The 25730-nt window shown below is 70.5% G+C and carries 22 protein-coding genes, 1 tRNA gene and 1 riboswitch; of the genes, 9 read left to right on the forward strand and 14 right to left on the reverse strand.

Features of this window, described 5'->3' with window-relative positions; all coding sequences use genetic code 11:
• The first annotated feature begins 244 nt into the window (after positions 1 to 244).
• Complete coding sequence (locus F4559_RS29270) at positions 245 to 1339, forward strand: PQQ-dependent sugar dehydrogenase (RefSeq protein WP_184674166.1); 1095 nt, start codon at positions 245 to 247, stop codon at positions 1337 to 1339.
• A gap of 328 nt (positions 1340 to 1667) precedes the next feature.
• Here the strand turns inward: F4559_RS29270 and F4559_RS29275 are convergent, their stop codons facing one another.
• Together F4559_RS29275 and F4559_RS29280 are read right to left on the reverse strand one after the other, a co-directional pair.
• Entirely contained in the window at positions 1668 to 2264 is a 597-nt protein-coding gene (locus tag F4559_RS29275; protein ID WP_184676349.1) for a TetR/AcrR family transcriptional regulator, read from the reverse strand.
• Between the two features lie 103 nt (positions 2265 to 2367).
• On the reverse strand, positions 2368 to 3324 hold the full coding sequence (locus tag F4559_RS29280) for an acyl-CoA desaturase (protein ID WP_184674168.1): 957 nt from the start codon (positions 3322 to 3324) through the stop codon (positions 2368 to 2370).
• 359 nt (positions 3325 to 3683) lie between these two features.
• Here F4559_RS29280 and F4559_RS29285 point away from each other — a divergent pair.
• From F4559_RS29285 to pth, 7 genes are all read left to right on the forward strand, one after another.
• Positions 3684 to 3754 (forward strand) — tRNA-Gln (locus F4559_RS29285).
• Positions 3755 to 3845: 91 nt separating this feature from the next.
• Positions 3846 to 5495: a GGDEF domain-containing protein gene (locus F4559_RS29290; protein ID WP_312865883.1), complete on the forward strand. Its 1650-nt coding sequence runs from the start codon at positions 3846 to 3848 to the stop codon at positions 5493 to 5495.
• A 67-nt stretch (positions 5496 to 5562) separates the two neighbouring features.
• Entirely contained in the window at positions 5563 to 7041 is a 1479-nt protein-coding gene (glmU, locus tag F4559_RS29295; RefSeq protein ID WP_184674170.1) for a bifunctional UDP-N-acetylglucosamine diphosphorylase/glucosamine-1-phosphate N-acetyltransferase GlmU, read from the forward strand.
• 16 nt (positions 7042 to 7057) lie between these two features.
• Positions 7058 to 8029: a ribose-phosphate diphosphokinase gene (locus F4559_RS29300; RefSeq protein ID WP_184674173.1), complete on the forward strand. Its 972-nt coding sequence runs from the start codon at positions 7058 to 7060 to the stop codon at positions 8027 to 8029.
• A gap of 409 nt (positions 8030 to 8438) precedes the next feature.
• A complete protein-coding gene (locus F4559_RS29305; RefSeq protein WP_184674176.1) occupies positions 8439 to 9041 on the forward strand; it encodes a 50S ribosomal protein L25/general stress protein Ctc in 603 nt (200 codons plus the stop codon).
• Between the two features lie 49 nt (positions 9042 to 9090).
• Positions 9091 to 9606, forward strand: coding sequence for a DivIVA domain-containing protein (locus F4559_RS29310; protein WP_184674178.1), 516 nt, complete (start codon positions 9091 to 9093; stop codon positions 9604 to 9606).
• A complete protein-coding gene (pth, locus tag F4559_RS29315; RefSeq protein WP_184674180.1) occupies positions 9596 to 10165 on the forward strand; it encodes an aminoacyl-tRNA hydrolase in 570 nt (189 codons plus the stop codon). Before F4559_RS29310 ends, pth begins: the two co-directional genes overlap by 11 nt.
• Here pth and F4559_RS29320 read toward each other — a convergent pair.
• Entirely contained in the window at positions 10162 to 11790 is a 1629-nt protein-coding gene (locus tag F4559_RS29320; protein ID WP_184674183.1) for a fatty acyl-AMP ligase, read from the reverse strand. The genes pth and F4559_RS29320 overlap by 4 nt on opposite strands.
• Positions 11791 to 11893: 103 nt before the next feature.
• Between F4559_RS29320 and F4559_RS36135 the strand changes: the two genes are divergently transcribed.
• Positions 11894 to 13084, forward strand: coding sequence for a DivIVA domain-containing protein (locus F4559_RS36135; protein WP_221447413.1), 1191 nt, complete (start codon positions 11894 to 11896; stop codon positions 13082 to 13084).
• A gap of 156 nt (positions 13085 to 13240) precedes the next feature.
• Here the strand turns inward: F4559_RS36135 and F4559_RS29340 are convergent, their stop codons facing one another.
• The 11 genes from F4559_RS29340 to F4559_RS29390 form a co-directional block, all read right to left on the reverse strand.
• Positions 13241 to 15004 carry an ABC-F family ATP-binding cassette domain-containing protein gene (locus tag F4559_RS29340; RefSeq protein ID WP_184674186.1) on the reverse strand — a complete coding sequence of 588 codons (1764 nt, stop codon included), beginning with the start codon at positions 15002 to 15004 and terminating at the stop codon, positions 13241 to 13243.
• Between the two features lie 31 nt (positions 15005 to 15035).
• The gene (locus tag F4559_RS29345; protein WP_312865884.1) at positions 15036 to 16001 is read right to left on the reverse strand and encodes a 4-(cytidine 5'-diphospho)-2-C-methyl-D-erythritol kinase; all 966 of its coding nucleotides are present in this window, start codon (positions 15999 to 16001) and stop codon (positions 15036 to 15038) included.
• Positions 16002 to 16158: 157 nt separating this feature from the next.
• Positions 16159 to 16971 (reverse strand): MetQ/NlpA family ABC transporter substrate-binding protein, encoded by an 813-nt coding sequence (locus F4559_RS29350; RefSeq protein WP_184674190.1) that lies wholly within the window; start codon positions 16969 to 16971, stop codon positions 16159 to 16161.
• Between the two features lie 31 nt (positions 16972 to 17002).
• Positions 17003 to 17686: a methionine ABC transporter permease gene (locus F4559_RS29355; RefSeq protein ID WP_184674192.1), complete on the reverse strand. Its 684-nt coding sequence runs from the start codon at positions 17684 to 17686 to the stop codon at positions 17003 to 17005.
• Complete coding sequence (locus F4559_RS29360) at positions 17683 to 18693, reverse strand: methionine ABC transporter ATP-binding protein (protein WP_184674194.1); 1011 nt, start codon at positions 18691 to 18693, stop codon at positions 17683 to 17685. Before F4559_RS29360 ends, F4559_RS29355 begins: the two co-directional genes overlap by 4 nt.
• Before the next feature lie 201 nt (positions 18694 to 18894).
• A riboswitch (SAM riboswitch) is annotated at positions 18895 to 18987 on the reverse strand.
• An 86-nt stretch (positions 18988 to 19073) separates the two neighbouring features.
• On the reverse strand, positions 19074 to 19955 hold the full coding sequence (gene rsmA, locus F4559_RS29365; RefSeq protein ID WP_184674196.1) for a 16S rRNA (adenine(1518)-N(6)/adenine(1519)-N(6))-dimethyltransferase RsmA: 882 nt from the start codon (positions 19953 to 19955) through the stop codon (positions 19074 to 19076).
• Between the two features lie 277 nt (positions 19956 to 20232).
• Entirely contained in the window at positions 20233 to 21642 is a 1410-nt protein-coding gene (locus F4559_RS29370) for a resuscitation-promoting factor (RefSeq protein WP_184674198.1), read from the reverse strand.
• 277 nt (positions 21643 to 21919) lie between these two features.
• On the reverse strand, positions 21920 to 22756 hold the full coding sequence (locus F4559_RS29375; protein ID WP_184674200.1) for a TatD family hydrolase: 837 nt from the start codon (positions 22754 to 22756) through the stop codon (positions 21920 to 21922).
• A complete protein-coding gene (gene metG / locus F4559_RS29380) occupies positions 22753 to 24543 on the reverse strand; it encodes a methionine--tRNA ligase (RefSeq protein ID WP_184674203.1) in 1791 nt (596 codons plus the stop codon). The genes F4559_RS29375 and metG overlap by 4 nt, the downstream gene beginning before the upstream one ends.
• A 63-nt stretch (positions 24544 to 24606) precedes the next feature.
• The gene (locus tag F4559_RS29385) at positions 24607 to 24942 is read right to left on the reverse strand and encodes a hypothetical protein (protein WP_184674205.1); all 336 of its coding nucleotides are present in this window, start codon (positions 24940 to 24942) and stop codon (positions 24607 to 24609) included.
• Complete coding sequence (locus F4559_RS29390) at positions 24939 to 25709, reverse strand: EndoU domain-containing protein (RefSeq protein WP_184674207.1); 771 nt, start codon at positions 25707 to 25709, stop codon at positions 24939 to 24941. The genes F4559_RS29385 and F4559_RS29390 overlap by 4 nt, the downstream gene beginning before the upstream one ends.
• Between the last annotated feature and the right edge of the window lie 21 nt (positions 25710 to 25730).

Below are 25730 nucleotides of genomic sequence, written 5' to 3' on the forward strand. Positions count from 1 at the left end.
GTCGGGCGTGCCGTCGTGTGCCGGTCGATTACCGCCGGGTGCGGGACCGGTCGTGCGGCCGTGCCGGAGCGTCACGGCGTTACGACTCGGCGGGGATTTCGGGTCCGGCCGATATGACGTCACTCGTCCGGGAGAATCGCGCTTTGGTCCGGTCTGGTGATTTCCCGGTCACGACCTCGAAGTCACCGACAGAACGTACTTACGAATGGAGCGCGTCTCACTCGGCAGGGGCATCCTGAGGGCCATGCGCCGATTTGCCGGATTCGCCATTCCCCTGCTGCTGACCGGCTGCGCCACCGCGATGGGTGGCACCGCACCGGCCGCAACGGCGGAACCATTGAAGGTGACCACTGTCGTCAGTGGTCTCACGCACCCCTGGGACGTCGGATTCCTGCCCGACGGCCGTTTCCTCGTGCCCCAGCGACCGGGCCGGATCGCCCTGGTCGACAAGGGCGTCGCCACCACGCTGACGGCCGACCTGTCGGACGTCGTCGCGCGGGGCGAGGGCGGGCTGATGAGCCTGCTCGTGCATCCCGACTTCGCCACGTCGCGCCAGTTCACCACGTGCTACAACACCGCGTCGGACATCCGGCTGGTGACGTGGGAACTCGACGGCACGACCGCGCGCAAGGTCAAGAACCCGCTGCTGGGCGGCTTCCCGGTCAACGCGAGCGGCCGGCACTCCGGCTGCAAGCTCGCCGTGGACAAGGAGGGCGCGCTGCTCGTGGGCACCGGCGACACCGCCAACGCCCGTGCCGCGCAGAACCGGCAGAGCCTGGGCGGGAAGGTCCTGCGCCTCAACCTGAAGACCGGTGCCGCGTTCACCGGCACCGACCGCGTGTACTCGTACGGGCACCGCAACGTGCAGGGCATCGCCGTGCGGTCCGACGGCCTGGTGCTCACCGCCGAGCACGGGCCGAGCACCGACGACGAGATCAACCTCCACAAGCCCGGCAACTTCGGGTGGGACCCGTCCAAGGGCGGCACCCAGGACCGGTACGACGAGAGCGTGCCGATGACCGACACCCGCCGCTTCCCGGACGCGGTGCCGGCGGTGTGGTCGTCCGGTCGGCCGACGGAGGCCATCAGCGCGGCGGCGTTCCTGTCCGGTCCGCAGTGGAAGACGCTGGACGGGTGGCTCGCGGTGACCGCGTTGCGCGGCACGAAGCTGCTGCTGTTCAGCGTGGCCAAGGACGGGAAGGTCGCGAACCGGACCGTGCCGCCGGAGTTGAGCACAAAGTTCGGCCGGCTGCGTGCCGCGGTGCAGGGCCCTGACGGCGCCCTGTACCTGAGCACGTCCAACGGCACCGACGACAAGATCCTCAAGGTCACCCTCTAACCCCGCGAGTCCTCCACTCAGGCACCCCCGAACGCGCGAGTTATGCACTCGGACACCGCGAGTCGTGCGTTCGGACACCACGAAACATGCACTCGGGCACCGCGACCCCGCTCCAGGGGCCTCGGTGCCCGAGTGCCGTTCGCCCGATCGAAGGTGCCTGAGCGCGCAACTCGGGGTGCCTGAGTGGAGGACTCGCGCAGGTGCGCCGCGGCGGCTTCCCGATCAGGGGCTCGCACGTGCGACTCGCGGTGTCTCAACGCACGACTCGCGGTACCCGAATGCACAACTCGCGGTGTCCGAATGCACAACTCGCGCGGAGTCTGGTCGGTCAGCGGCGGGTGCGGAGTTTGGGCTTGTGGTCCATGTGGGACAGGCCCTTCCAGGCCAGGTTGACCAGGTGGGCGGCGACCTCGTCCTTCTTCGGCCGGCGCACCTCCAGCCACCACTGACCGGTCAACGCCACCATCCCCACCAGGGCCTGGCTGTAGAGCGCGGCGAGCTTGCGGTCGTAGCCCTGGCGCGAGAAGTGCAGTCCCAGGATCGACTCGACCTGCGAGGCGATGTCGTTGAGCAACGACGAGAACGTCCCCGTGGACGACGCCACGGGCGAGTCGCGGACCAGGATGCGGAACCCGTCCGTCGAGCCCTCGATGTAGTCGAGCAACGCGCACGCGGCCTGTTCGAGCAGCTCACGGGGATGCCCGCCGGACAGCGCGTTGACGATGTGGTCCATCAGGTACTGCATCTCGCGGTCGACGACGACGGCGTAGATGCCTTCCTTGCCGCCGAAGTGCTCGTACACGACGGGCTTGGACACGCCCGCCCGGTGCGCGATCTCCTCGACCGAGGTGACCTCGAAGCCCTTTTCCGCGAACAACGCGCGGGCGACGTCGAGCAGTTGCTCACGCCGTTCCTTGCCGGTCATCCGCACGCGCGGAACCGGTGCCCCGTCGTCCCGCCGTCGTCCCGCCATCCCCGCAACACTAACCGCCGGCCCGCCACGCGTGTCGCGGCGGGCCGGCGGAACGTCACTTCCGGCTGATCCGCGCCAGGCGCTGCGGCGTGGGCCAGCGCACGTCGGTCGCCCAGCCGAACTTCTCGAAGATCCAGATGATCCGCGCCGACGTGTCGATCTGGCCACGCTTCACGCCGTGCCGCGCCGACGTCGGGTCCGCGTGGTGCAGGTTGTGCCACGACTCGCCGAACGACAGGATCGCCAGCGCCCACACGTTGGCCGAGCGGTCGCGGGCGGCGAACGGCCGGTCGCCGACCATGTGGCAGATCGAGTTCACCGACCACGTCACGTGGTGCAGGAACCCGGCCCGGACGAAGCCGGCCCAGAAGAACGCCGTGAACGCGCCCCACCACGACATCGACACGAGGCCGCCGATCACGGCGGGCGCCGCCAGGCTGATCACGGTCCACAGCCAGAACAGGTCGTCGACGCGGCGCAGGTCCTTGTCCTCCAGCAGGTCCGGGGCGAACCGCTGCGCGTTGGTCTTGTCACGCTCGAACAGCCACCCCATGTGCGCGTGCCAGAAGCCCTTGGCCAGCGCGACCGGTCCGCTGCCGAACAGCCACGGAGAGTGCGGGTCGCCCTCGCGGTCGGAGAACGCGTGGTGGCGGCGGTGGTCGGCGACCCAGGTGATCACCGGTCCCTGGAGGGCCATGCTGCCCGCGATGGCCATCCCGATCTTCAGCGCCCGGTTGGCCTTGAACGACCCGTGCGTGAAGTAGCGGTGGTAGCCGATCGTCACGCCGAGGCCGGAGATGTAGTAGAAGGCCACGAACAGGATCACGTCGACCCAGCCGAGCCCCCAGCCCCATGCGAACGGCACGGCCGCCAGCAACGCCAGGAACGGCACAATGACGAACACGTAGACACCGAGCTGCTCCAGGTGTCCGCGCTGTCCTCCGATCAACGGCTTGGGCCCGCGATCCGGGCTCGGCGGCGCCGCGGAACCGCTCTCCAGGGTGCTGGTCATGCGCAAAACCTCTTGGGGTGTCGACTACCTACGGAACCGTAACTTACGACACCGTAAGTTAGGTCCTCCCGCTCCCGCCATACGGGGACCGAAAGTCACGGCGTGTTCTCAGGAAGCCGGGCGTGTCGAGCGCAATCGCACGATGATGGGATGTTTTCGCCCGTTCGATACTCTCCACCGCTCGTTCCCGAACCGACCGGCGCCACAAAGGCGTTCCCGACCATGGCATTTGACCAGCGACAACACTCAGTGTCATGATCGAATCACCGAGCGAAGACCGCCAGTTGAGTGGTGCTGCTGACCTTCGGGCGGCAGTCGTGACAACATGTGTTCGCGCGGGCGGGGTGCACCTCGCCCGATCCGCCATGGTGTAAAGGCAGCACCTCGGATTTTGGTTCCGATGGTCCAGGTTCGAATCCTGGTGGCGGAGCGATGGGCCGGGCCGGACGGTCCGGTCCGGCCCTGGGTCGGCATGGGGGTGTGTCTCGCTGCGCGAAGAAGCCGTCGACGAGCAGGACACCGTGGGCCAGCCGGCGCTCAACGAGATGTCCGACGCCTGGCTGGTCGGACGTGCCAGTGAACTCGTCGCGATCGCGCAGAGCAGCAACTACTACGAGAAGCACGACGCGTCCGACGAGGTCGACCGCATCCTCGCCGAGGCGCAGAGCCGGGGCGAACCCCGTATCGTCGGCCAGCTCCTGCGCGCGGCGGCCGTGATGCGGATCGTGACGCCCGACCTGGTAGAGCAGTCCGACGTGCTGCTCGAGGAACTGCTCGTGCACTGCCGGCGGCACGGCCTGGTCGTGCTGGAGGCCGAGGCGCACGCGCTGCGCGGCCGGCGCTTCCTGTTCAGCGGCCACGAGGACAAGGCGCTCACCGAGGTGGCCAGCGGGCTGGCCATGCTGGAGGAGGACCTCGCCCCGGACCCGATGCTGGACAAGCGCACGTGGGACCGGCTGCTGGCCAACGCGCTCCAGAGCACCGGGCTCGTGCTCACCCAGCTCGGCGTCTACGACATGGCCGACGAAGTCCTCGCCCGCGCGCACAACGCGATCCGGGACAGCGCCGGGCCGCACCAGATCTACGTGCACCTGGTCAACCGGGCGCGCATGCTCATCGGCTGGGGCCTGCGGCTGGAACGCGTGGACGACCGCGACGGCGCCGCCGAGCGGTTCGCCACGGCGTCGGCCATCGCCACGGCGGTCGAGGGCCCGTTCCGCGACTCCCTGCATCCGGGCCGACGCGGGCGCACGGCCGCCGAGCAGGTGCCCGTGATCGGCGCGGCGCACGCCCTGCACAAGCCCGGCGGCGAGCACCTGGCCCGGCTGTGGTCGTTGCGCGAGATGGCGATGTACGCCCGCGAGCTGATCATCGTGTCGGTCGCGCTGGCCCGGTGCCTGGAGATCGAGGAGCTGCCCCAGCAGGCGCTCCAGGTGCTGGAGGACGCGCGCAAGCGCTTGGCGACCGACACCTCGGAGCCGACCCTGGGGCTGTGCCTGGTGCGCGAGTTCGCCCGGATGTCCGGTCCGCACGGCGAGCGGACGGCGTCGGCGCTGGAGGACTACGCGACCGCGCTGGAGACCGAGCTGTGGCTCATGCAGGAGGCGCGCACGGCGACGTTGACCACGCGTCGCGACCACGAACGGCTGACGCGGGCGCACGGCGCCGTGGCGCAGCAGGCGTTGCAGGACCCGCTGACCGGGCTGCCCAACCGCCGCGCGCTCGACGACCGGCTCAACGCGCTGACCGTCGCGCAGACCGACCCGATGGCGATCGCCCTGGTCGACCTCGACGGGTTCAAAGTGGTCAACGACAAGCATTCGCACGCGGAGGGTGACGACGTCCTGCGCGTGATTGCCAGCACACTCCGGCAGGCCCTGCGAGGTGACGACCTGGTGGCGCGGTACGGGGGCGACGAGTTCGTCGTCCTGCTGCCCGGTGCACCGTTGCAGTCCGCGGAGGCAGCGTTGGGCCGAGCCGTGGAAGCCGTGGCGGACTTGCCATCCGACCTGTCCCGGGGTGTCACGCTGTCGGTCGGGGTGATCGCGGTGAAGCCCTTCGAGTCCGCCGGCGAGGCCCTCGCCCGAGCCGACTCCGCGATGTACGTCGCGAAACGCAGAGGTGGCTGCCAGGTTGCGGCCGTGGACGGCGAGGTCGTCCCGGAGGCTTAGTATCGGCACCTGGCGGGAGCCAGGCTTTCCCGCCGCAGTCCCGTACTGGAGCCTAGGGAGAGCGCTGATGCTTGAGGGTGTCCCCACCCCGGTCAGCACGATCGTCCTCGCGGCGGGTGAAGGCACCCGCATGCGCTCAGCCACCCCCAAGGTGTTGCACCGCGTGGCGGGTCGCTCGCTGGTCGAGCACGCCGTGCGGGCCGCCGCCGGAACAGACCCCGACCACCTGGCCGTCGTCGTCGGCCACGGCCGGGTCGCCGTCGCCGAACACCTCGACTCGTTGGCCACCGCCCTGGACCGCAAGGTCACCGTGGCGGTGCAGGAAGAGCAGAACGGGACCGGCCACGCGGTCGGGTGCGGGCTCGCCGAGCTGCCCGTCGACCTGACCGGCACCGTGGTCGTCACTTACGGTGACGTCCCGCTGCTCGACGCCCAGACCCTGCGCGCCCTGCTGCTCGAACACGGCGAGCGGGGCAACGCGGTCACCGTGCTGACCGCCGTCGTGACCGACCCGACCGGCTACGGCCGGATCGTGCGGGACGCGGACGGCGCGGTCGCGCGGATCGTCGAGCAGAAGGACGCCTCCCCGGTCGAGCAGGCCATCACGGAGATCAACTCCGGGGTGTACGCGTTCGACGCGGTCGTGCTGCGCGACGGTCTGTCCCGGCTCTCCACGGACAACGCGCAGGGCGAGCTGTACCTGACCGACGTCCTCAGGATCGCGCGCGACGACGGTCGGCCCGTCGGCACCCTGGTGACCGGCGACGCGTGGCTGGTCGAGGGCGTCAACGACCGGGTCCAGCTCTCCCGGATCGGCGCGGAGCTCAACCGCCGGATCGTGGAGCGCTGGCAGCGCGAGGGCGTGACCGTCGTCGACCCGGCCACCACGTGGATCGACGCGGACGTGACCCTGGAGCGCGACGTGCTGATCGAGCCCGGCGTGCAGCTCAAGGCGGGCACGACCGTGGGCGCGGGCGCCGTGGTCGGCCCGGACACCACGCTCAGCGGGTGCGTGATCGGCGCGGACGCCTTCGTCGTGCGCACCCACGGCTCGGGCGCGGAGATCGGCGCGGGCGCGTCGGTCGGCCCGTTCGCGTTCCTGCGGCCGGGCACCAGGCTGGGCGACAAGGGCAAGGTCGGCACGTTCGTCGAGATCAAGAACTCGACGATCGGGACCGGCTCGAAGGTGCCCCACCTGAGCTACATCGGCGACGCCACCATCGGCGAGCACTCGAACATCGGCGCCGCGAGCGTCACGGTGAACTACGACGGCGTGCACAAGCACCCGACCGTGATCGGCTCGTACGCGCGGACCGGGGCGGACAACATGTTCGTCGCACCGGTGACTGTGGGTGACGGCGCTTACACGGGCGCCGGGACCGTGGTGCGGCGGGACGTCCCTCCCGGCGCGCTCGCGGTGTCCGGTGGTCCGCAGCGCAACCTGGCCGGCTGGGTGACCACCCGCCGGCCCGGCACCGGGTCCGCCGAGGCGGCACAGCGCGCACAGGCGTCCGAGCAGGCCGACCAGACCGAGGAAGGGCGCTGACCCCGTGAACCCCACCATGACCGGGACACCCAAGAAGAACCTGATGCTCTTCGGGGGGCGGGCCTATCCGGAGTTGGCCGAGCAGGTCGCCCAGCACCTGAACGTGTCGGTGACGCCGCAGTCGGCGTACGACTTCGCCAACGGCGAGATCTTCGTGCGGTTCGAGGAGTCCGTCCGCGGTTGCGACGCGTTCGTGATCCAGTCGCACTGCGCGCCGATCAACCAGTGGCTGATGGAACAGCTGATCATGGTCGACGCGCTCAAGCGGGCATCGGCCAAGCGGATCACCGTGATCATGCCGTTCTACCCGTACGCGCGGCAGGACAAGAAGCACCGCGGCCGTGAGCCCATCTCGGCCCGGCTGATCGCCGACCTGTTCAAGACCGCGGGCGCGAACCGGCTCGTGGCAGTGGACCTGCACACCGCGCAGATCCAGGGCTTCTTCGACGGCCCGGTCGACCACCTGTGGGCCATGCCGCTGCTGGCCGAGCACATCCGCGACAAGTACGCGGGCCGCGACTGGACCGTGGTCTCGCCCGACGCCGGCCGCACCAAGCTGGCCGAGAAGTGGGCGGACACGCTGGGCGGCGCGCCGATCGCGTTCATCCACAAGACCCGCGACCCGCTGCGCCCCAACGAGGTCGTGGCCAACCGCGTGGTCGGCCAGGTCAAGGACCGGCTGTGCGTCGTGATCGACGACATGATCGACACCGGCGGCACGATCGCCAAGGCCGTCGACCAACTGCTGGCCGAGGGCGCCTCGGACGTCGTGATCGCCGCGACCCACCCGGTCCTGTCGGGCCCGGCCGTGGACCGCTTGAAGAACTGCGGTGCCCGTGAGGTCGTCTTCACCGACACCCTGCCCATCCCGCCCGAGAAGCGCTTCGACTCGATGACCGTCCTGTCCATCGCGCCTCTGCTGGCCCGCGTGATCCAGGAGGTCTTCGAGGACGGCTCGGTCACGAGCCTCTTCGACGGCAACGCCTGACCCGAGGGGCTCGCGCCGCGAGCCCCTCCCCCGCGAACCAGGCCGGACAGGCACTCGAGTCGCACGCTCGCAGTGCCTGAACGCACAACTCGCGGTGTCCGAACGTATAACTCGCGCGTTCGCGGCGGCAGGCCCAGCGGCGAGCGACCACCTCCGAAACCCGCAGACGATCACTCGTTCGGGCGCATCAGCCGGAGTAGGGGCAACCCCGATTAGGAGCGATCCCGTTCGCGGGCCTACACTGTTCAGGTTGCCTCGGCGAGGGCGAGCATCACGCTCGGCGTGATCGACGCGGCGGTTGATGATGCCGCGCGTGTCCACCTTCCGCGCCGTCCACCGTCGCAGGCGCCGACCACCCCGCTCCAGCCCCGCCCGACGTACAAGGCCAGACCGTTAGGAGAGCCCCACCGTGTCCGAGGTCCGTCTCGCCGCAGAGCAGCGCACCGAGTTCGGCAAGGGCGCCGCCCGCCGCACCCGCCGTGCCGGCAAGATCCCCGCGGTGCTTTATGGCCACGGTTCCGACCCGAAGCACCTGGCCCTGCCGGCGCTCGAGTTCGCCCGTGTCGTCCGCGAGCACGGTCACAACGCCGTCCTGACCCTGGACATCGACTCGTCCAGCGAGCTGGCGTTGACGAAGACCGTCACCACGCACCCGCTCAAGAACTACATCGAGCACGTCGACCTGCTGCTGGTGAAGCGCGGCGAGAAGGTCACCGTCGACATCCCGGTCGTCATCGTCGGCGACGCGGGCCCCGGCACGCTGGTCACGCAGGACCTCACGACCGTCCAGGTCGAGGCCGAGGCCCTGCACATCCCCGAGCAGATCGAGCTGTCGGTGACGGGCATCGCGGCCGGTACGCAGATCCACGCGTCCGACCTCGAGCTGCCCGCCGGCTCCACGCTGGTGACCGACGCGGAGGCGCTGGTCGTCGCCGTCGGTGCCGCGCCGACCGCCGCGCAGCTCGACGGTGGCGAGGGCGACAACGCCGCCGAGGCCGGCGAAGAAGGCTGAGCCCATCCCGTCGGGCTGGACCAACGGCACGCCTCCCGGTCAGGGTGGCGTGCCGTTCCCGTACCTGACCCCGGCCAGGATCAGGTCGCTGCGGTTCTCCCGGCGGCGCAACGGCAAGGGGTACGACCCGGCGCAGGTCGACGCCGCGGTGATCAGGATCGCGGACGGCCTCGCCGGTCTGGTGCGGTTGGAGCCCGACGAGGTGCGCAACCTCCGCTTCCACGAGGTGCCCGGCGGCTACGACCAGCGCCCGGTCGACGAGTTTCTGGGCCAGGTCGAGTGGCAGTTACGGGCGGGCGTCGTGCCGCCGACCCGGCTGCGGTCCGGGCAGGACCTGCTGGACGTGCGCCTGCCCCGGGCGTCGGGCGGCTACGATCGCGGCGAAGTCGACGCCTTCCTCGCGCGGGCCGCCACGAGCCTGGACGGTCGGGGCCGGATGACCGCGGTCGAGGTGCGGCACACCCGGTTCAGCACCACCACGGGTTTGCGGCGCGGGTACCGCGTGCAGGCGGTCGACGCCCTGTTGGACGATCTTGAGCAGGAGTTCCGATTCCGTGGGCGATGAGCTGACCCTGGTCGTCGGCCTGGGCAATTCCGGCCCGAAGTACGAGGGCAACCGGCACAACGTCGGGTTCCTCGTGCTCGACGTCCTCGCCGACCGGATCGGCGGGAAGTTCAAGGCGCACAAGGGCGGCGCCGAGGTCCTGGAGGGCCGGCTCGCCGGGCACCGGGTCGTGCTGGCCAAGCCGCGCGGCTACATGAACACCTCGGGCGGCCCGGTCGCGGGCACGGCCAAGTTCTACAAGACGGAGCCCGCGTCGATCGTCGTCGTGCACGACGAACTCGACCTGCCGTTCGCGTCGTTGCGGCTCAAGCTCGGCGGCGGCGAGAACGGCCACAACGGGCTGCGGTCCATCACGAAGTCGTTGGGCACCAAGGACTACCACCGCGTCCGCTTCGGCGTGGACCGCCCGCCGGGTCGCATGGACCCGGCGGACTACGTACTGCGGGACTTCTCGTTGGTGGAGCGCAAGGAGCTGGCCTTCGAACTGGACCGGGCCGCCGATGCCGTGGAGGCATTGGTGTCCTCGGGGCTGGAAGCGGCCCAGAACCGGTTCCACTAGGGCACGAGCGCGGCGGCGGCCGAGCGGCGCAGCTTGCCCGACGGGGTCTTGGGCAGGCTGCCGGGACCGAGCACGACGACCGCGAACGGCCGCAGGCCCACCGCGTCCACGACCCGCGTGATGATCTTGCGGGACAGGTCGCGCACGGCCTCCTCGTCGTCCGCGTGCTTCGACTCGACCACGACGGCGAACCGCTCGCGCCGCGTGCCGGCGTCGAGCCGCACGGCCACGGCGTTGCCCGCGCGCACGCCTTCGACGGAGGCGGCGGCCCGTTCGACGTCGGTCGGGTAGATGTTGCGCCCGCCCATGATGATCACGTCCTTGCGCCGGCCGCACACCACGACCTGGCCGTCCACCAGGTAACCCTCGTCCCCGGTTGCCAGCCAGCCGGTGGCGTCGCGGGTCGCGACCGGCCCGTCGACGGTCAGGTAGCCCGGCGTCACGGCCTCGCCGCGCACGCGCAACTGCCCCACCTCGCGCTCGCCGAGTACCGCGCCCGACTCGTCCACCACGCACACCTCCAGGTCCGGCAGCGGCGGTCCGAGCAACGGGAACGTGCGCGCGTCCGGTGACGTGGACGGCACGGCGCGGTGGTGCGCCGCCAACGCCTCGGGGTCGACCGTGTCCACGGCCATGCCCGTGAACGCCGGCGCGAACGCCACGCCCAACGTCGTCTCGGCCATGCCGTACGCGCACATCACGCACTCGGCGGGCATGCCGAACCGGGCGCCCGCGTCCACGAACGCGCGCACGGCCGCCGGGTCGATCGGCTCGGCGCCGTTGAGCGCGATCCGCAGGCGGGACAGGTCGTAGGCGCCGTCGTCGACGTTGGCCATGCGGCGGGCGGCGATGGCGTAGGCGAAGTTGGGCGCGGCGGTGATCGTGCCGCCGTACCGGCTGATCAGGTCGGGCCACAGCGTCGGGCCGCGCAGGAAGTCGGCGGGCGTGACCTTGACCAGGTCGATGCCGAACAGCATGGGCACGGTCAGGAAGCCGACCATCCCCATGTCGTGGAACAGGGGCAGCCACGACACCATGCGGTCGACCTCGGGGTCGAGCTTCGCGGCGACGCGCATGGCGGACGCGTTGGACCAGAGGTTGCCGTGGGTGATGCGGACGGCCTTGGGGTGCGCGGTGGAGCCGCTGGTGAGCTGGAGCAGCGCGGTGTCGCCCTCGCCGACCGGCACGGGTGCGGTCAGGGGTGGTCCGTCGAGGTCGGCGATCCGCCGGTAGGCAACGCCGTGCTGGTCGAGGACGCCGGCCAGGGCGTCGAAGGGCGCACCGAGCAGCACGAGCCGGGCCTCGACCATGGCCAGCACGCGGAGCGTGTCGGCGGCCCACTCGGCGAGGTCGGTGCGCGCGGTCGGCTGGTGCAGCATGGTGATCGACCCGCCGGCCAGCCACGCCGCCTGGACGGCCGGCGCGATCTCGGCCGGGTCGCCCGCCAGGACGGCGACGGCCGCGCCCCGGTCCACCCCGAGCGCGCCCGCGATGCGGGTCGCGTGCTCGTGCACCTGTGCCCAGGTGCGGTGTGCGGGCTCGTGCGGTTCGCCCGTCGTCATGCCGCGTTTCCGGCCTTCGGCGCTGGTCGCCGTCGCCACCATCGTGTCCACGAACCGGCTCATGCCCGCCAGGGTAGGGCTCCTCCGGCGGTATTGAGCCGATAGGGCGAAACAACTACGACACCATCAGGCGATACTCCCCGGAACAGAAACGAAGGAGGTCCGGGTGGAACGGGTGGGCTTCGAGACGCGGAACCACTCCCCGGCGCATCCCGCGCCGCTGTTGAGCGCGCAGGACCTGGGCCAGGTCGCGTTCCACCGGCCGCCGCCCGGACAACCCGGCTACGACGAGCAGGACGTCGACACGTTCCTCGACCGGATCGAGGAGACGTTGCGCGGACGCGACGACGTGACCGAGGAGCAGGTCCGCCGCAAGAGATTCCGGCCCGCCCGGCCGGGCTACCACGCGGCCGAGGTCGACGTGTTCATGGACCTCGTCGCCGAGACCTTGAAGTCCACGCCGCAACGCCGTCAGGCCGCCGCTCCCGCGCACGGCGCGCACGCGACCACCACGGGCATGCGACCCGCGCCCCAACTGACGCCGCAGGACGTGCGCGGCGTGCGGTTCCACAAGCCCCGTCCCGGCAACCGCGGCTACCACGAGGGCGAGATCGACGCGTTCCTCGTCCGGATCGAACGGACCCTGTCCGGGCGCGACGTGCTCACCGCGCGGGAGGTGCAGGACGTCGAGTTCTCGTACGCGCCGACCGGGCGGGTCGGGTACGACGAGGAGGACGTCGACACGTTCCTCGACCTCGTGGTCGTGACGCTGGAGCGCAACCCGCTGCCGCCGCCCGTGCGACCGCGTCCCGGGCCGGGCAGCCGGCCGTTGACGGCGCGCGACGTGCGGACCGTCGCGTTCGGCAAGCCGCCGCGCGGGCGGCGTGGGTACCAGGAGTCGCAGGTGGACAAGTTCCTCGACCGCGTGGAGAACGCGTTGCTCGGGCAGGACGACCTGAGCGCCCGGGACGTGCGCGAGATCCGGTTCAGCAGACCGGTCTTCGGGCGGCGGGGGTACGACGAGACCGAGGTGGACGCGTTCCTGGCCCGCGTGGAACGGCAGCTCTCGGACTCGCCCGCACCGGGTGCCCTGCCGGCGATCACGTCGTGGAAGCAGTTGCGGGCCGTGCGGATCCCGTCGGCCCGGCCCGATCAGCGCGGGTACCGGACGTCGCAGGTGGACCGGGCGTTGGAGGAGATCGGGATCGCGCTGGACGGGATGGTGGGCGCGACCTCGTCGGAGGTCATGGCGACCCGGTTCGCGTTGGCGATGACCGAGGGGCAGGGGTACGACCGGGCGTTCGTGGACGAGCTGCTGCCGCTGTTGGCCGCGGAGCTGCGCCGGCGGGACCGCTGAGTCCCGCGTCCGGGGTGTCCGGACGCGGGGCTCGCGGTGTCCGGGTGCACGACTCGTGGTGCCTGAGTGCACAACTCGCGGTGTCCGAACGCACGACTCGCGGTGTCTGAGTGCATAACTCGCGCGTTCGGGGTGTCTGGGTGGAGGACTCGCGGGCTAGGAGTCGGTGGACTCGGCGGTGGTGAGCCACTGGGTTTCGACGTCCTCGGCCTCGGCCAGCACGGCGCGCAGTTCCGCGTCCAGGGCCAGCAGGCGTTCGGGGTCGGTGGCGGCCTGGGCCAGCGCCTCGTGCAGGACGGCCTCCCGCTTGTGCAAGGCCTCCAGACGGCGTTCCAGCCGGGCCAGTTCCTTGCGCGCGGCCCGCTGGTCGGCGGCGGTCGAAGGTGCCTTCGGGGCCGCGGCGGTCGTGGTCACCGGCTGGGCTTCCGTACGGCGACGGAGGTACTCCTCGATGCCGCCGGGCAGGTCCGTCAGGCCGCCGTCGCCGAACAGCGCCACGACCTGGTCGCACACCCGCTCCACGAGGTAGCGGTCGTGGGAGATCACCACCAGCGTGCCCGGCCACGAGTCGAGCAGGTCCTCCAACTGCTGGAGGGTGTCGATGTCCAGGTCGTTGGTGGGCTCGTCGAGCAGCAGGACGTTCGGCTCGGCCATCAGCAGGCGGCACAGTTGCAGGCGTCGGCGCTCGCCACCGGACAGGTCGCCGACGGGCGTCCACTGCCGTTGCGACGAGAAGCCGAACCGCTCGGCCAGCTGGGACGCGGACAGCTCCTGCTTGCCCAACGACACGCGACGGGCGATCTCCTCCACGGCCTCCAGCACGCGCATGGAGCCGTCGAGGTCGTGGAGTTCCTGACTCAGGTGGGCCAGCTTGACCGTCTGGCCGCGCACCAGGCTGCCCCCGGCCAACGGCAGTTCGCCGGCCAGCGAGCGCAGCAGCGAGGTCTTGCCCGACCCGTTGACGCCGACGATCCCGACGCGGTCGCCCGGACCGATGCGCCAGGTCAGCCCGTCGACCAGCTTCCGGTCACCGACGACGACGGACGCGTCCTCCAGCTCCAGCACGGTCTTGCCCAGCCGGCGCTTGGCGAACGCGAGCAGCTCCACCGAGTCGCGCGGCGCGGGCACGTCCGAGATCAGCGCCTCGGCGGCCTCGATGCGGTAGCGGGGCTTGGACGTCCGGGCCGGTGCGCCCCGGCGCAGCCACGCCAGCTCCTTGCGGGCCAGGTTGCGGCGCTTCTCCTCCAGGGTGTCGGCCAGCCGGGCACGCTCGGCGCGGGCGAAGATCCAGTCCGCGTAGCCGCCCTCGTACTGCTCGACGCGTCCGCCGACGACCTCCCACGTGCGCGAGCACACGGTGTCCAGGAACCAGCGGTCGTGGGTCACGACCACGAGCGCCGTGCGGCGGGCCAGCAGGTGGTCGGCGAGCCAGCGCACGCCCTCGACGTCGAGGTGGTTGGTGGGCTCGTCCAGCACGACCAGGTCGAGTTCCTGGACCAGCGCCGCCGCCAGCGCCACGCGTCGACGCTCGCCACCGGACATCGTGGCGACCGGCGCGTCCAGACCGAATCCGGTGACGCCCAGACCGTCGAGGATCGACCGGACACGGGCGTCCGCCGCCCACTCGTGGTCGGCGGCGAACCCGAGCGGGTCGATCACGGCGTTGCGGACCGTCGACCCTTCGGGGAGTTCGGTGCGCTGCGTGACCACGGCCATGCGCAGGCCGCGGTTGCGGCTGACCCGACCCTCGTCGGGTTCGGCAACGCCTGCGAGGACTTCGAGCAGCGTCGTCTTGCCGCCGCCGTTGAGGCCGACGACGCCGATGCGGTCGCCCTCGCCGACGCCGAGCGACACGCCGTCGAGCAACGGGCGCACGCCGAAGGACTTGGAGACGGACTCCAGGTTGACCAGGTTGGCCATCAACACAACTTTCCGGTGATGAAACGGGTGGTTACGCGTGGACCTCGGGCGGCGTCGGGCGCGGCGCCTCCTCGGTGCCGACCACCCGTGCGCCGTGCACCGGGCCCTGGGCGACGCGGACCGTGCGGCACACGCCCGCGCCCGCGAGTTCGGCGGCCACGCGCACGGCCGCGTCGCCGTCCGTGCACAGGAACGCGCAGGTCGGCCCGGAGCCGGACACCATGCCGGCCAGCGCGCCCGCGTTGACGCCGGCCCGCAGCGTGCGGCGCAGGTTGGGCCGCAGCGAGACGGCCGCGGCCTGGAGGTCGTTGCCCAGCAGCAGCGCGAGCTGCCGGGGGTCGCCCGAGGCCAGCCCTTCGAGCACGGCCTCGGCCTCGCCGACGCGGGGCGGGTCGCCCTCGGCGCGCAGCCGGTCGAGTTCGCCGAACACCTCGGGCGTGGACAGGCCGCCCTTGTCGAACGCCAGCACCCAGTGGAACTGGTGGCGGGCGAGCACGGGCACGATCCGGTCGCCGCGGTCGGTGCCCAGCGCCGTGCCGCCGTACAGGGCGAACGGCACGTCGGCGCCGATCGTCGCGGCCAGGCCGGCGAGTTCGTCCTTGGTGATCTCCAGCCGCCACAGCGCGGCCAGGCCGATCAGGGTGGCGGCGGCGTCGGCGCTGCCGCCCGCCATGCCGCCGGCGACCGGGATGCTCTTCTTGATCACGACCCGCACCTTGGGGTCGTCCGCGTCGCGCCCGGCGTGCTCGGCCAGCACGCGCACGGCCCGCCACGCCAGGTTCGAGGGACCGGTCGGGACCACGTCCGCGCCCTCGCCGCTCACCTCGACGCCCGGGTCGTCGGCGACGGCGACGGTGACCTCGTCGGTCAGCGACAGCGCCTGGAAGATCGTGACCAGGTCGTGGTAGCCGTCGTCGCGCTGATCGCCTACGGCAAGGTGCAGGTTGACCTTGGCCGGGACGCGGACGGTGACCGGAGGGGGAACGACGGCGAGCACACCCTGAAGCCTACGGCGACCGGCGGTGTGCTCGCCTCCACCCGACCGTCCGATCCCCATGCGACCACCCCTGACTCCGCGACAATCGTTCAACAATCCGACAAGAACCGGCCCGGCCACCGCGAGGGCGACCGGGCCGGGTCCGGGGAGTGCGAGGTCAGACGGGCAGCACGGACCCGTTGAACTCCTTGTTGATGTAGTCCTTCACCTGCTGGGACTGGAGCAGACCGAGCAGGTCCTTGATCCGCTTGTCGTCCTTCAGCTCGGGCCGGGTGACCAGACCGTTCGCGTTCGGGTTGCCCTCGGCCTTCTCCAGCACCAGGGCGTCGGCCGCGGGCTTGAGACCGGCGTCGATCGCGTAGTTGCCGTTGATCACCGACACGTCGGTGTCCTCGAGCGAGCGCGGGAGCTGCGCGGCTTCGAGCGTGACGAACTGGAGGTTCTTCGGGTTCTCCGCGACGTCCTTGGTCGTCGCGGTCTTCTCCGTGCCCGCCTTGAGCTTGATCAGGCCGTTCGCCTGGAGCAGCCGCAGGCCGCGCGCCTCGTTGGCGGCGTCGTTGGCCAGGCCGACCTTCGCACCGGACGCCAGCTCGTCGAGCTTCTTGATCTTCTTCGAGTACAGGCCGAGCGGCTCCAGGTGGACCGGACCGATCCACTCCAGCTGCGAGCCGCTGTCGGTCTTGAAGGACTCCAGGTACGGCACGGTCTGGAAGTAGTTGGCGTCCAACGACTTGTCGACCAGCGCGGTGTTCGGCTGGACGTAGTCGCTGAACTCGACGATCTCGATCTTCAGACCCTTGTCCTTGGCCAGGTTGTCCGCCACATAACGCAGGATCTGCGCATGGGGGACGGGGCTCACGCCGACCTTGAGGGCGGCCTCGGGGTTGCCGGCGGCGCCCTGGTCGGCACTCCCGCACGCCGTCACGCCGATCAGCAGCGCGGCGGTCAGGAGGGCAGCACGAATACGCATTTCATTCCTTCGGGTACGGCGGTCGAAAAGGTCAGATCGAGGCGTGCCGGCGCCGGTCGACGGCGCGGGCGGCACGGTTGAAGCCGTATTGCATGATCGTGGCGAAAATAGCGAGGACGATCACCGTCGACCACAGGTAGCGGTCGTCGAAGCGCTGGTAGCCGTACCGGACGGCCAGGTCGCCCAGACCACCGCCGCCGACGACACCGGCCATCGCCGAATACCCCAGCAATGCGATCGCGGTCACGCCGATCGCATTGATCAAAGCGGGCAACGATTCACGCAACAGGACGCTGCGGACGATTCGCAACGTCGAGGCGCCGGTCGTCACCGCAGCCTCCACCACCGACACGTGCACTTCCGAGAGCACGTTCTGCACCAGCCTGCCGACGAACGGGATCGCGCCGATGGACAGCGGCACGATCGCCGCGCTGGCCCCGATCGTGTTGCCGAGCAACAGCCTCGTCAGCGACATCAGCAGGATGAGCAGGACCAGGAACGGCATCGAACGGCCGAGGTCCACGACGAACCCGAGCAGTCGGTGCACCACCGGCCGGGGCTTCAGCCCACCGGGAGCGGTGAGCTGAAGCCAGACGCCGACGGGGATGCCGAGCAAGGTCGCGATCAGGGTGGAGACGGCCACCATGTACAACGTGTCCCCTGTCGCGACAAGGAGATCGTCGAACACGGTGGACCAGGGGGTCGACTTCCTCACGCAGCTACACCCTGCGGACCCTTCGCCGCACGACGCACCGCACCGCCGGCCTCGGAGATCCACTCGAGGGCCGAGTCCGCGCGCTCACCGGACAGGCCGACGCGGAACCGCGCGACCGGGGTCTCGCCGAGCCGGGTCAGGCCGCCGCCGAGCAGGTTCAGGTCGACCCCGAACCGGCTGGTGGCCTCGGGCAGCAGCGCGCCGACGGCCGCGAAGCCGACCAGCACGACGTCCGCCACGCGGTCGTAGCGACCCTCGGACGCGGGGTTCTGGTCCACGGCGGGCAGCAGCGACGAAGCCGTGCGGCTGTCGGCGTCGGACACCAGGTCCAGCACCTTGCCGTGCTCGACCACGCGGCCGTTCTCCAGCACCGCGACGTCGTCGCAGATCTTCCGCACGACGCCCATGTCGTGGGTCACGACGAGGACGGTCACACCGAGTTCGGCCCGCGCGCGGTCCAGGACCGTGAGCACCGAGCCGGTCGTGTCGGGGTCGAGCGCGGACGTCGGCTCGTCGGCCAGCAGCACCGACGGGGACGCGGCGAGCGCACGCGCCACCGCGATCCGCTGGCGCTGGCCGCCGGAGAGCTGGTCCGGGTAGGACGCCGCCTTGTCGGTCAGGCCGACGAGGTCGAGCAGCTCGGCGACGCGGGTGCGCCGCTGCGGGCCGGGCACGCCGGCGGACTCCAGCGGCAGCGCGATGTTGCCCGCGGCGGTCCGCTGACGCAGCAGCGAATCCCCTTGCGGCACAACGCCGATCTGCCGGCGGGCGGCACGCAGCGCGGTGCCGCCGAGCGAGACGAGGTCGGTTCCGTCGACGCGGATCGCACCACTGTCCGGACGCTCCAGCAGCGCGACGCACCGGGCCAAAGTGGACTTGCCGGCACCGCTGGGGCCGACGACGCCGAGGACCGTGCCGGCCTCCACTTCGAGGTTCACGCCGTCCAGGGCGCGAACCTGCCCGGCACCGCCGGGAAAGGACTTGGTGAGGTTCTCAACAGTGATCACGATTTCACTCCACGACTGCACGCGGCAGCGCACGCTCATGGCGTGGGCGACCGGAAACTCAGCTCAGACGGGTGTCCTGCGAAAGGACGCGAAGAGGCGGGGGAAGCGTCTACGCAGTGAAGTTGCGACAGCCCGTGACGGTGCGGCGGCCGTGGTCGACAACCCGCCGTCTGGTCAGCATTCGAGTCCTGGGCACGTGATCCTCCATCGGTCCTGGCTGAAGCACCTGCCCCGGTGGCGGGGTGGTTGCTGCGGCGTCGTGGAGCCAGGTCTCTCGGCCGCTCGGGATGGCAGCACGAGTACACCCGACGCACCAGGAAAAACGCAAGCCCGGTTTGGGATCGTTCGTCAAATCACACGTACGGCCGAAAGATCACCGGCTAACGCAGTGCCGAAGCCTCGGCTATCCGGACGAACTCACTGACGGCCAATTGCTCGCCGCGCACTCCGGGATCAACACCCGCAACCGTGAGCAACCGCTCGGCCTCGGCCGCCGACCCCGCCCACCCCGCGAGAGCACCGCGCAGGGTCTTGCGCCGCTGGGCGAAAGCCGCATCGATCAAGGTGAAGAGGGCTCGCCTGTCCACAGTGGACGGAAGGGTGTCGCGGACCGTGAACGCGACCAGCGCGGAGTCGACGTTGGGTACCGGCCAGAACACCGATCGTGACACCGGACCCGCGCGCCGGGCATCCGCGTACCAGGCGAGCTTCACGCTCGGCACCCCGTAGACCCGGCTGCCGGGGCCCGCCGCCATGCGGTCCGCGACCTCGGCCTGGACCATGACGAGACCGGATCGCAACGAAGGCAGCTCGGCCAGCAGGTGCAGGACGACCGGGACGGCCACGTTGTAGGGCAGGTTCGCGACCAGCGCCGTGGGCTGGACAGGCAGATCGGCGGCGGTGACCTTCATCGCGTCGGCAGGCACGACGTGCAGGCGCCGGGCAAGGTCGGGCGCACGGTCGGCCGCGGTCTCCGGCAGCTTGGCGGCAAGGACGGGGTCGATCTCCACCGCCACGACGGACCGACAGGCCGGCAACAGCGCCAGCGTCAACGACCCCAGACCGGGTCCCACTTCGAGCACGACGTCGTCGGGCGACAACTCGGCGGCGGCCACGATCTTGCGCACGGTGTTGGGGTCGTGCACGAAGTTCTGGCCCAGCTTCTTGGTCGGCCGGATGTCCAGTTCGGCCGCCAACCGCCGAACGTCGGCAGGCCCCAGGAGCGAACTCCCAGGGCCTGCCGACGACGAAGTCTCAGTCACGCTGAACAGTGTCCCTCACCCGCCAACCCGCTTCACCGCGAGCCCGTGTCCGGGACAACCACCACGGCGTGGCCACGCCGGCCACACCTACACCCGCTGCCCCACCGACTCCGGTCCGGCCAACCACCACGGCGTAGCCGCGTTGGTGTCTGGACTGAGCCAATCCGATCCCCGCGCAGCGGCGATCGGATTCGCGAGGGAAGACGCCGACTCAGGCGGCCACGCCCGCCGCGACGAAGGAGCGGCAATCAAACACAGTCGCGGCAATTCAACACAGTTACGGCAGGCCCAGCTTCGCCTGGCACGCGGGCCACGCCGAGTAGCCGCCGCGGGCGTCGCGGACCTTGGTGGCGATGGCGATCTGCTGCTCGCGGCTGGCCTGGTGCGGGTACGCGGCGTACGCGGAGCCGCCGTAGGCGTCCCACGTGCCCTTGTCGAACTGGAGGCCGCCGTAGTAGCCGTTACCGGTGTTGATGGCCCAGTTGCCCGTGGCCTCGCACTGCGCGAGCTTGTCCCACACCGCGCCGTCCGGCGGGAGCTTGGTGCCGACCTTCACCTTCTTGGCCTTCGGCTCCTTGGTGACCTTGACGCCGAGCTTCTCGCGGCCGACTTCCTTACCGTTCTTGACGGTCACGCGGTAGGTGACGATCTGCTCGCCGGCCTCACCGGGCTCGACGACCTGCTTCTCACCCCGCATCAGGGTGTCGTCCTTGACCTCTTCGACCGGCGGCTGGATCGGCTCGGTCGCGTTGATCACGGACACGCCGGTCCGGCTGATGTGGACCTCGGCGCCGTCGGTGATGCGCAGGTCGGCGGCGGTCTCGAGCTTGTCGTCCGGGCCGAGGCTGAGGTTCTCGGTCTTGAGCAGCTCGTCGACGGTCAACGCCGTCGTGTCGAGCTTGCGCGCCTCGTTGGCGCCGTCGAACAGGGTGATCGTCTTGAGGGTCTTGACCTCGACGGACAGCCCGGCCAGCGGCACGGCCATGTCGCGGTTCTGCGAGATCCAGGCGCCTTCGTCGTCGACCTTGAGCTGGTCGAGCGCCTCGCCGACGTTGACCGAGCGGACCCAGCCCTCGCGCTGCTCGCCGTCGACCGTCGCCTTCACCAGGCGCCCGCGGTCGAGGGTGATCCGACCGCCGTCGGTGATCTCGGCCTGGGGCGAGGGGCTCAGGGCGTCGTGCTCGCCGACGGCGATGCCCTCGTCGGCGAGGATCTCGCCGACGGTGTCGTCGAACGTGCTGACCGTGCGGACCTCGCCGTCGATGTCGACGGTCACGTCCTTGTTCATGGCGTAGGCGGTCGCGGTGCCACCGCCGATGCTCACCAGCACGGCGGCCACGGCGGCCTTGAGGAAGCGGCGCTTCCACTTGCCGGCGGACTCGACCAGGGCGGCGGGCGGCGCGTCGGGTTCGTCGAGCGCGGGGCCGGCCTGGGAGACCTCGTCCGGGAAGATGATCGGGGGCAGGAGCGTGGTCTCGGCGTTGATGAGCCGGATCAGCTCGTCGACGTCGACGTTCGCGTTGGCCAGGACCTCGTCGGCGTCGGGTCCGAGGACCTCCAGGACGTCGTCCGGCGTGATGCTGAAGACCGTGGTGTCCCACTCGGAGGGTTCCGGTCTGTCCAGCACGTCGACCGAGGTCGACTTGACCGGGGTGAACCAGTCGGTGTCCTCGTTGAACGAACTCACGGGTTTCCTTACCTCCTGAAGGCGCAAAGCCGTGCTTCGCGCGCGTTCGCCGTCGGTGCCCAGCTCGTGAAGTCCGGCAGCTCCCGCGTGTTCACTCGTCTTGTCGCTTCTGGCGTCGGTACCCGCCCCGACAACGGGTTCGTCCCCTGCGCTTCGAGGGGCACGGTCACGGGACCGTAACGGAGGTCGCGAGGTTGTGCAAACACCCCTACGAAGCTTGTGACGTCGCTCACCCTATCAGGGGATGATCCGGGTCGGCCGTTCGTCGTAACCAGCACTACGACTCCGCAACGTCACCGAGTCGGAACACCCGTTCGGCGTTTCGGGTGACAGTGGCTGCCAACTCCCCGAGGTCCACTTCACGCAAAGTGGCAAGGTCGCGCAGTGTGTAGTTGGCCGCGTAGGGCTCGTTCGGGCGCCCGCGAAACGGGTGAGGCGTCAGGAACGGGGCATCGGTCTCCACGAGCACGTGGTCGGCGGGCGTCCGCTTGGCGGCCTCGCGCAACGCGTGGGCGTTGCGGAAGGTCACCGTGCCCGCGAACGACAGCACGAAGCCCCGCTCGACGCACGCCCGCGCGAACGCGAGGTCGCCGGAGAAGCAGTGGAACACCACAGTGGACGGCGCACCCTCCTCGTCGAGGATCTTGAGGATGTCGTCGTGCGCCTCGCGGTCGTGGATCATCAACGGCTTGTCCACGAGCTTGGAAAGCCCGATGTGCCAACGGAAAGCCGCGTGCTGGTCCGCTGTGGACGAGTAGTCCCAGTAGTAGTCCAGCCCGGTCTCGCCGATGGCCACGACCCGGGGCCGCCGCGCCAACGCGGTCAGCTCGGCGCGCTCGGCGTCCCCGAAGGACGACGTCCGGGTGGGGTGCAGCGCGACGGCGGCGAACACCCGGTCGTCCCAGGTGGCGGCCTCCGCGGCCCACCTGGCGGACGCCAGGTCGTCGGCCACCGTGACCACGCGGTCCACGCCCGCCGCCGCGGCGCGGTCGAGAAGTGCGCGGACGTCGTCGGCGTTCTTCGCACCGCACGCGTCGAGGTGGGTGTGCGAATCGACCGCCGGCACCGGAAGGGCTTCCGGCACCGGCGGTCGCTCGCCGTGGCGCTTGGTCACTTGGCGATGGGCGCCCAGGCAGGGCCCGTCTCGCCCAGCTCCGGGTCGAGCTTGGCGAACAGCGGGCTCGGCTTGTCCAGCGGACGGCCGACCTCGATCGGCGTCGACCCCCACTTGGCCTGTTCGACCGTGTAGTCGCCGGTGATCACCGGGTACTCGCGCCCGGCTTCGTCGAGGTCCTCGACCTCGCGGATCTCCGGCTGCGCCGCCCACACGCCCGTGCCGCCGAGCAGCTCGTGCACCTTCTGCGCGGCGTGCGGCATGACCGGCGTGAGCAGCGTGTTCGCGTCCTGCACGACCTGGAGCGCGGTGTGCAGCACGGTGTCGCGCCGGTCCGGGTCGTCCTTCATCTTCCACGGTTCCTGGTCGGACAGGTACCGGTTCGCCGCGCCGACGACGCGCATCGCCTCGCCGACCGCGGCCTTGAACCGGGACCGGCGCAGGTGCCCGCCGACGACGTCGAACGCACCGCGCGCCAACGCCTTCAGCTCTTCGTCGGCGGCGGTGGGCGTGCCGGGCTTCGGCACGGCGCCGTTGTTCTTGTGCGCCAACGACACCGAGCGGTTGACCAGGTTGCCCCACTCGTTGGCCAGCTCGAAGTTGGTGCGCCGGACGAACTCGTCCCAGGTGAAGTCGGTGTCCTGGTTCTCGGGGCCGGCGACCGCGATGAAGTAGCGCAACGCGTCCGGGCCGAACTCGCGCAGGAAGTCGTTGACGTAGATGACCTGGCCGCGCGAGGTGGAGAACTTCGAGCCGCTCATGGTGAGGAACTCGCTGGACACGACCTCGGTGGGCACGTCGAGCGTGCCGAACCGGCCCGGCGTGCCGCCCTTGTCGCCCTGACCGTTCTGGCCGTAGAGGATCGACGGCCAGATCAGCGAGTGGAAGACGATGTTGTCCTTGCCCATGAAGTAGTAGCTCTGGGCGTCCTTGCCCCAGAACTCCTGCCACGCGTCCGGGTTCCCGGAGCGGCGGGCCCACTCGACGCTGGCCGACAGGTAGCCGATGACCGCGTCGAACCACACGTAGAACCGCTTCAACGGCTGGTCGCGCCACCCGTCGAGCGGGATCGGCACACCCCAGTCCAGGTCGCGCGTGATGGCGCGCGGGCGCAGGTCGCCGAGCAGGTTCGACGAGAACTTGATGACGTTGGGCCGCCAGTCGACCCGGCTGCCCAGGTACTCGCCCATGACCTGCGTGAACGCGGGCAGGTCGAGGAACAGGTGCTCGGTCTCGACGAACTTCGGCGTCTCCCCGTTGATCTTCGACCGGGGGTTGCGCAACTCGGCCGGGTCGAGCTGGTTGCCGCAGTTGTCGCACTGGTCGCCGCGCGCGCCGTCGTACCCGCAGATCGGGCACGTGCCCTCGATGTAGCGGTCGGGCAGCGTACGGCCGGTCGACGGGCTGATGGCGCCCGTGGTCGTCTTCGGCAGGATGTAGCCGTTGCGCCACAGGGCCGTGAAGACGTCCTGGGTGACCTGGTAGTGGTTGCCGGTCGTGGTCCGGGTGAACAGGTCGTAGGTGACGCCGAGGCCGCGCATGTCCTCGGCGATGACGCGGTGGTACTTGTCGACGAGCTGACGCGGCGTGACGCCTTCCTTGTCGGCCTGCACCGACGTGGGCGTGCCGTGCTCGTCGGAACCGCTGACCATGAGCACCCGGTGGCCGGACATTCGCAGGTAGCGCGAGAAGAGGTCGGACGGGACACCGATACCGGAGACGTGGCCGATGTGGCGGGGGCCGTTGGCGTAGGGCCACGCCACCGCGGTCAACACGGGGGCACTCATGGGGCAAGCCTACGGAGCATGTCGCGTCCTTTCCCGACCGGACCCACCTCGGTGGGGTGAACGTCAGGCCCGCGCCCACTCCCCCGGCTCACCGGTGCGCTTGACCTGGTCGTAGAGCGTCACGAGGTGGATGAATTCCTCGTGGGTGAGCGTGGCCTCGGGGAAGTCGTAGAGGTTCTCCAGGAAGACGTCGGCCCGACGCACGGTCACCTGCGTGTAGTTGCCACCCCACCACGCGGCGTCTTCGTCGTCCGGGACCCGCTCCGGCGCGCGGGCGGCTTCGACGGCTTCGCGGAGGAAGGAGAGCGGGGTGTCCTCGAACACCTCCTCGATCACCTCGGCCTCGTCGTCGGTACGCACGACAACCCGGTTCGCCTCCCGGACCATCTCGACCTTCACCGGTCGTCACCCTCTCTCCAGTCGTGGACCGGCCATGCCGTCGTCACGTCGTCGATCCCGGCAGTGTTCGCGTCCAGACCCGACATGACGTACCCGCGGATGAGAACACCCCGGTAGTGCCCCTCCCACCGCGCCGTCACCTCGTGCCCCGGTCGTGGCACGCTCGGCCGCCGGTTGGCGAAGGCGGTCCGCACCGCGTGCGCGATCTCGACCTTGGTCCACGTCGCGGGGAACAGGGAGGTCCGGGCCTTGCTCACGAACCGGCCGCCGGTGACGGGCTTGTCCACGTCGGCCGCGTAGACACCGCGCCGGTCCTCGGGCAGGACGGCCGAGAGCACGGTACCGGTCGTCGGGTCGTGGCGGTGGTAGCCGCTGAGCCGGCCGCCCCGCACATGGCCGACGAACAGGTGCTCGTCCAGTCCGGGGTGCAGGGGGTGGGTGGGCAGGGTCCACGCCGGAGGTCGGGTCGGGACGTCGTAGACGGGCGCGCCGCCACGGTCGAAGCCGATCAGACCGGAGATCGTCGCGGCCACCGCGTCCTCGGCAGCCGACAAGGTCGCCAGGAGCGCCACGGCCTCGTCCTCGGACCTGCGGAACAGACCCACGGTCTCCCACACGTCGTCACGCGAGCTGCCCGCGAAGACCCCGGCGAGCGTGCAGGCGACCTCCCCGGACGAGTCCGCGACCCCGACCAGCAGCGCCCGGACCGCCCGGCCGAGGTCGATCACCCGCCGACACCGGTCGACCACGTCCCGCAACAGGGCCACACCTGACCATGGCAGGTCCGC

The sequence above is a fragment of the Saccharothrix violaceirubra genome, assembly GCF_014203755.1.
Taxonomy (GTDB): Bacteria; Actinomycetota; Actinomycetes; order Mycobacteriales; family Pseudonocardiaceae; genus Actinosynnema; species Actinosynnema violaceirubrum.

What these genes read in the sequence shown, in the direction of transcription:
- F4559_RS29275 (WP_184676349.1), bottom strand. Translation starts at nt 2,264, where the DNA reads ATGACCGGCAAGGAACGGCGTGAGCAACTGCTCGACGTCGCCCGCGCG.
- F4559_RS29340 (WP_184674186.1), bottom strand. Translation starts at nt 15,004, where the DNA reads ATGGCCAACCTGGTCAACCTGGAGTCCGTCTCCAAGTCCTTCGGCGTG.
- F4559_RS29270 (WP_184674166.1), top strand. Translation starts at nt 245, where the DNA reads ATGCGCCGATTTGCCGGATTCGCCATTCCCCTGCTGCTGACCGGCTGC.
- metG (WP_184674203.1), bottom strand. Translation starts at nt 24,543, where the DNA reads ATGAGTGCCCCCGTGTTGACCGCGGTGGCGTGGCCCTACGCCAACGGC.
- F4559_RS29320 (WP_184674183.1), bottom strand. Translation starts at nt 11,790, where the DNA reads ATGAGCCGGTTCGTGGACACGATGGTGGCGACGGCGACCAGCGCCGAA.
- glmU (WP_184674170.1), top strand. Translation starts at nt 5,563, where the DNA reads ATGCTTGAGGGTGTCCCCACCCCGGTCAGCACGATCGTCCTCGCGGCG.
- F4559_RS29280 (WP_184674168.1), bottom strand. Translation starts at nt 3,324, where the DNA reads ATGACCAGCACCCTGGAGAGCGGTTCCGCGGCGCCGCCGAGCCCGGAT.
- F4559_RS29300 (WP_184674173.1), top strand. Translation starts at nt 7,058, where the DNA reads ATGACCGGGACACCCAAGAAGAACCTGATGCTCTTCGGGGGGCGGGCC.
- F4559_RS29350 (WP_184674190.1), bottom strand. Translation starts at nt 16,971, where the DNA reads ATGCGTATTCGTGCTGCCCTCCTGACCGCCGCGCTGCTGATCGGCGTG.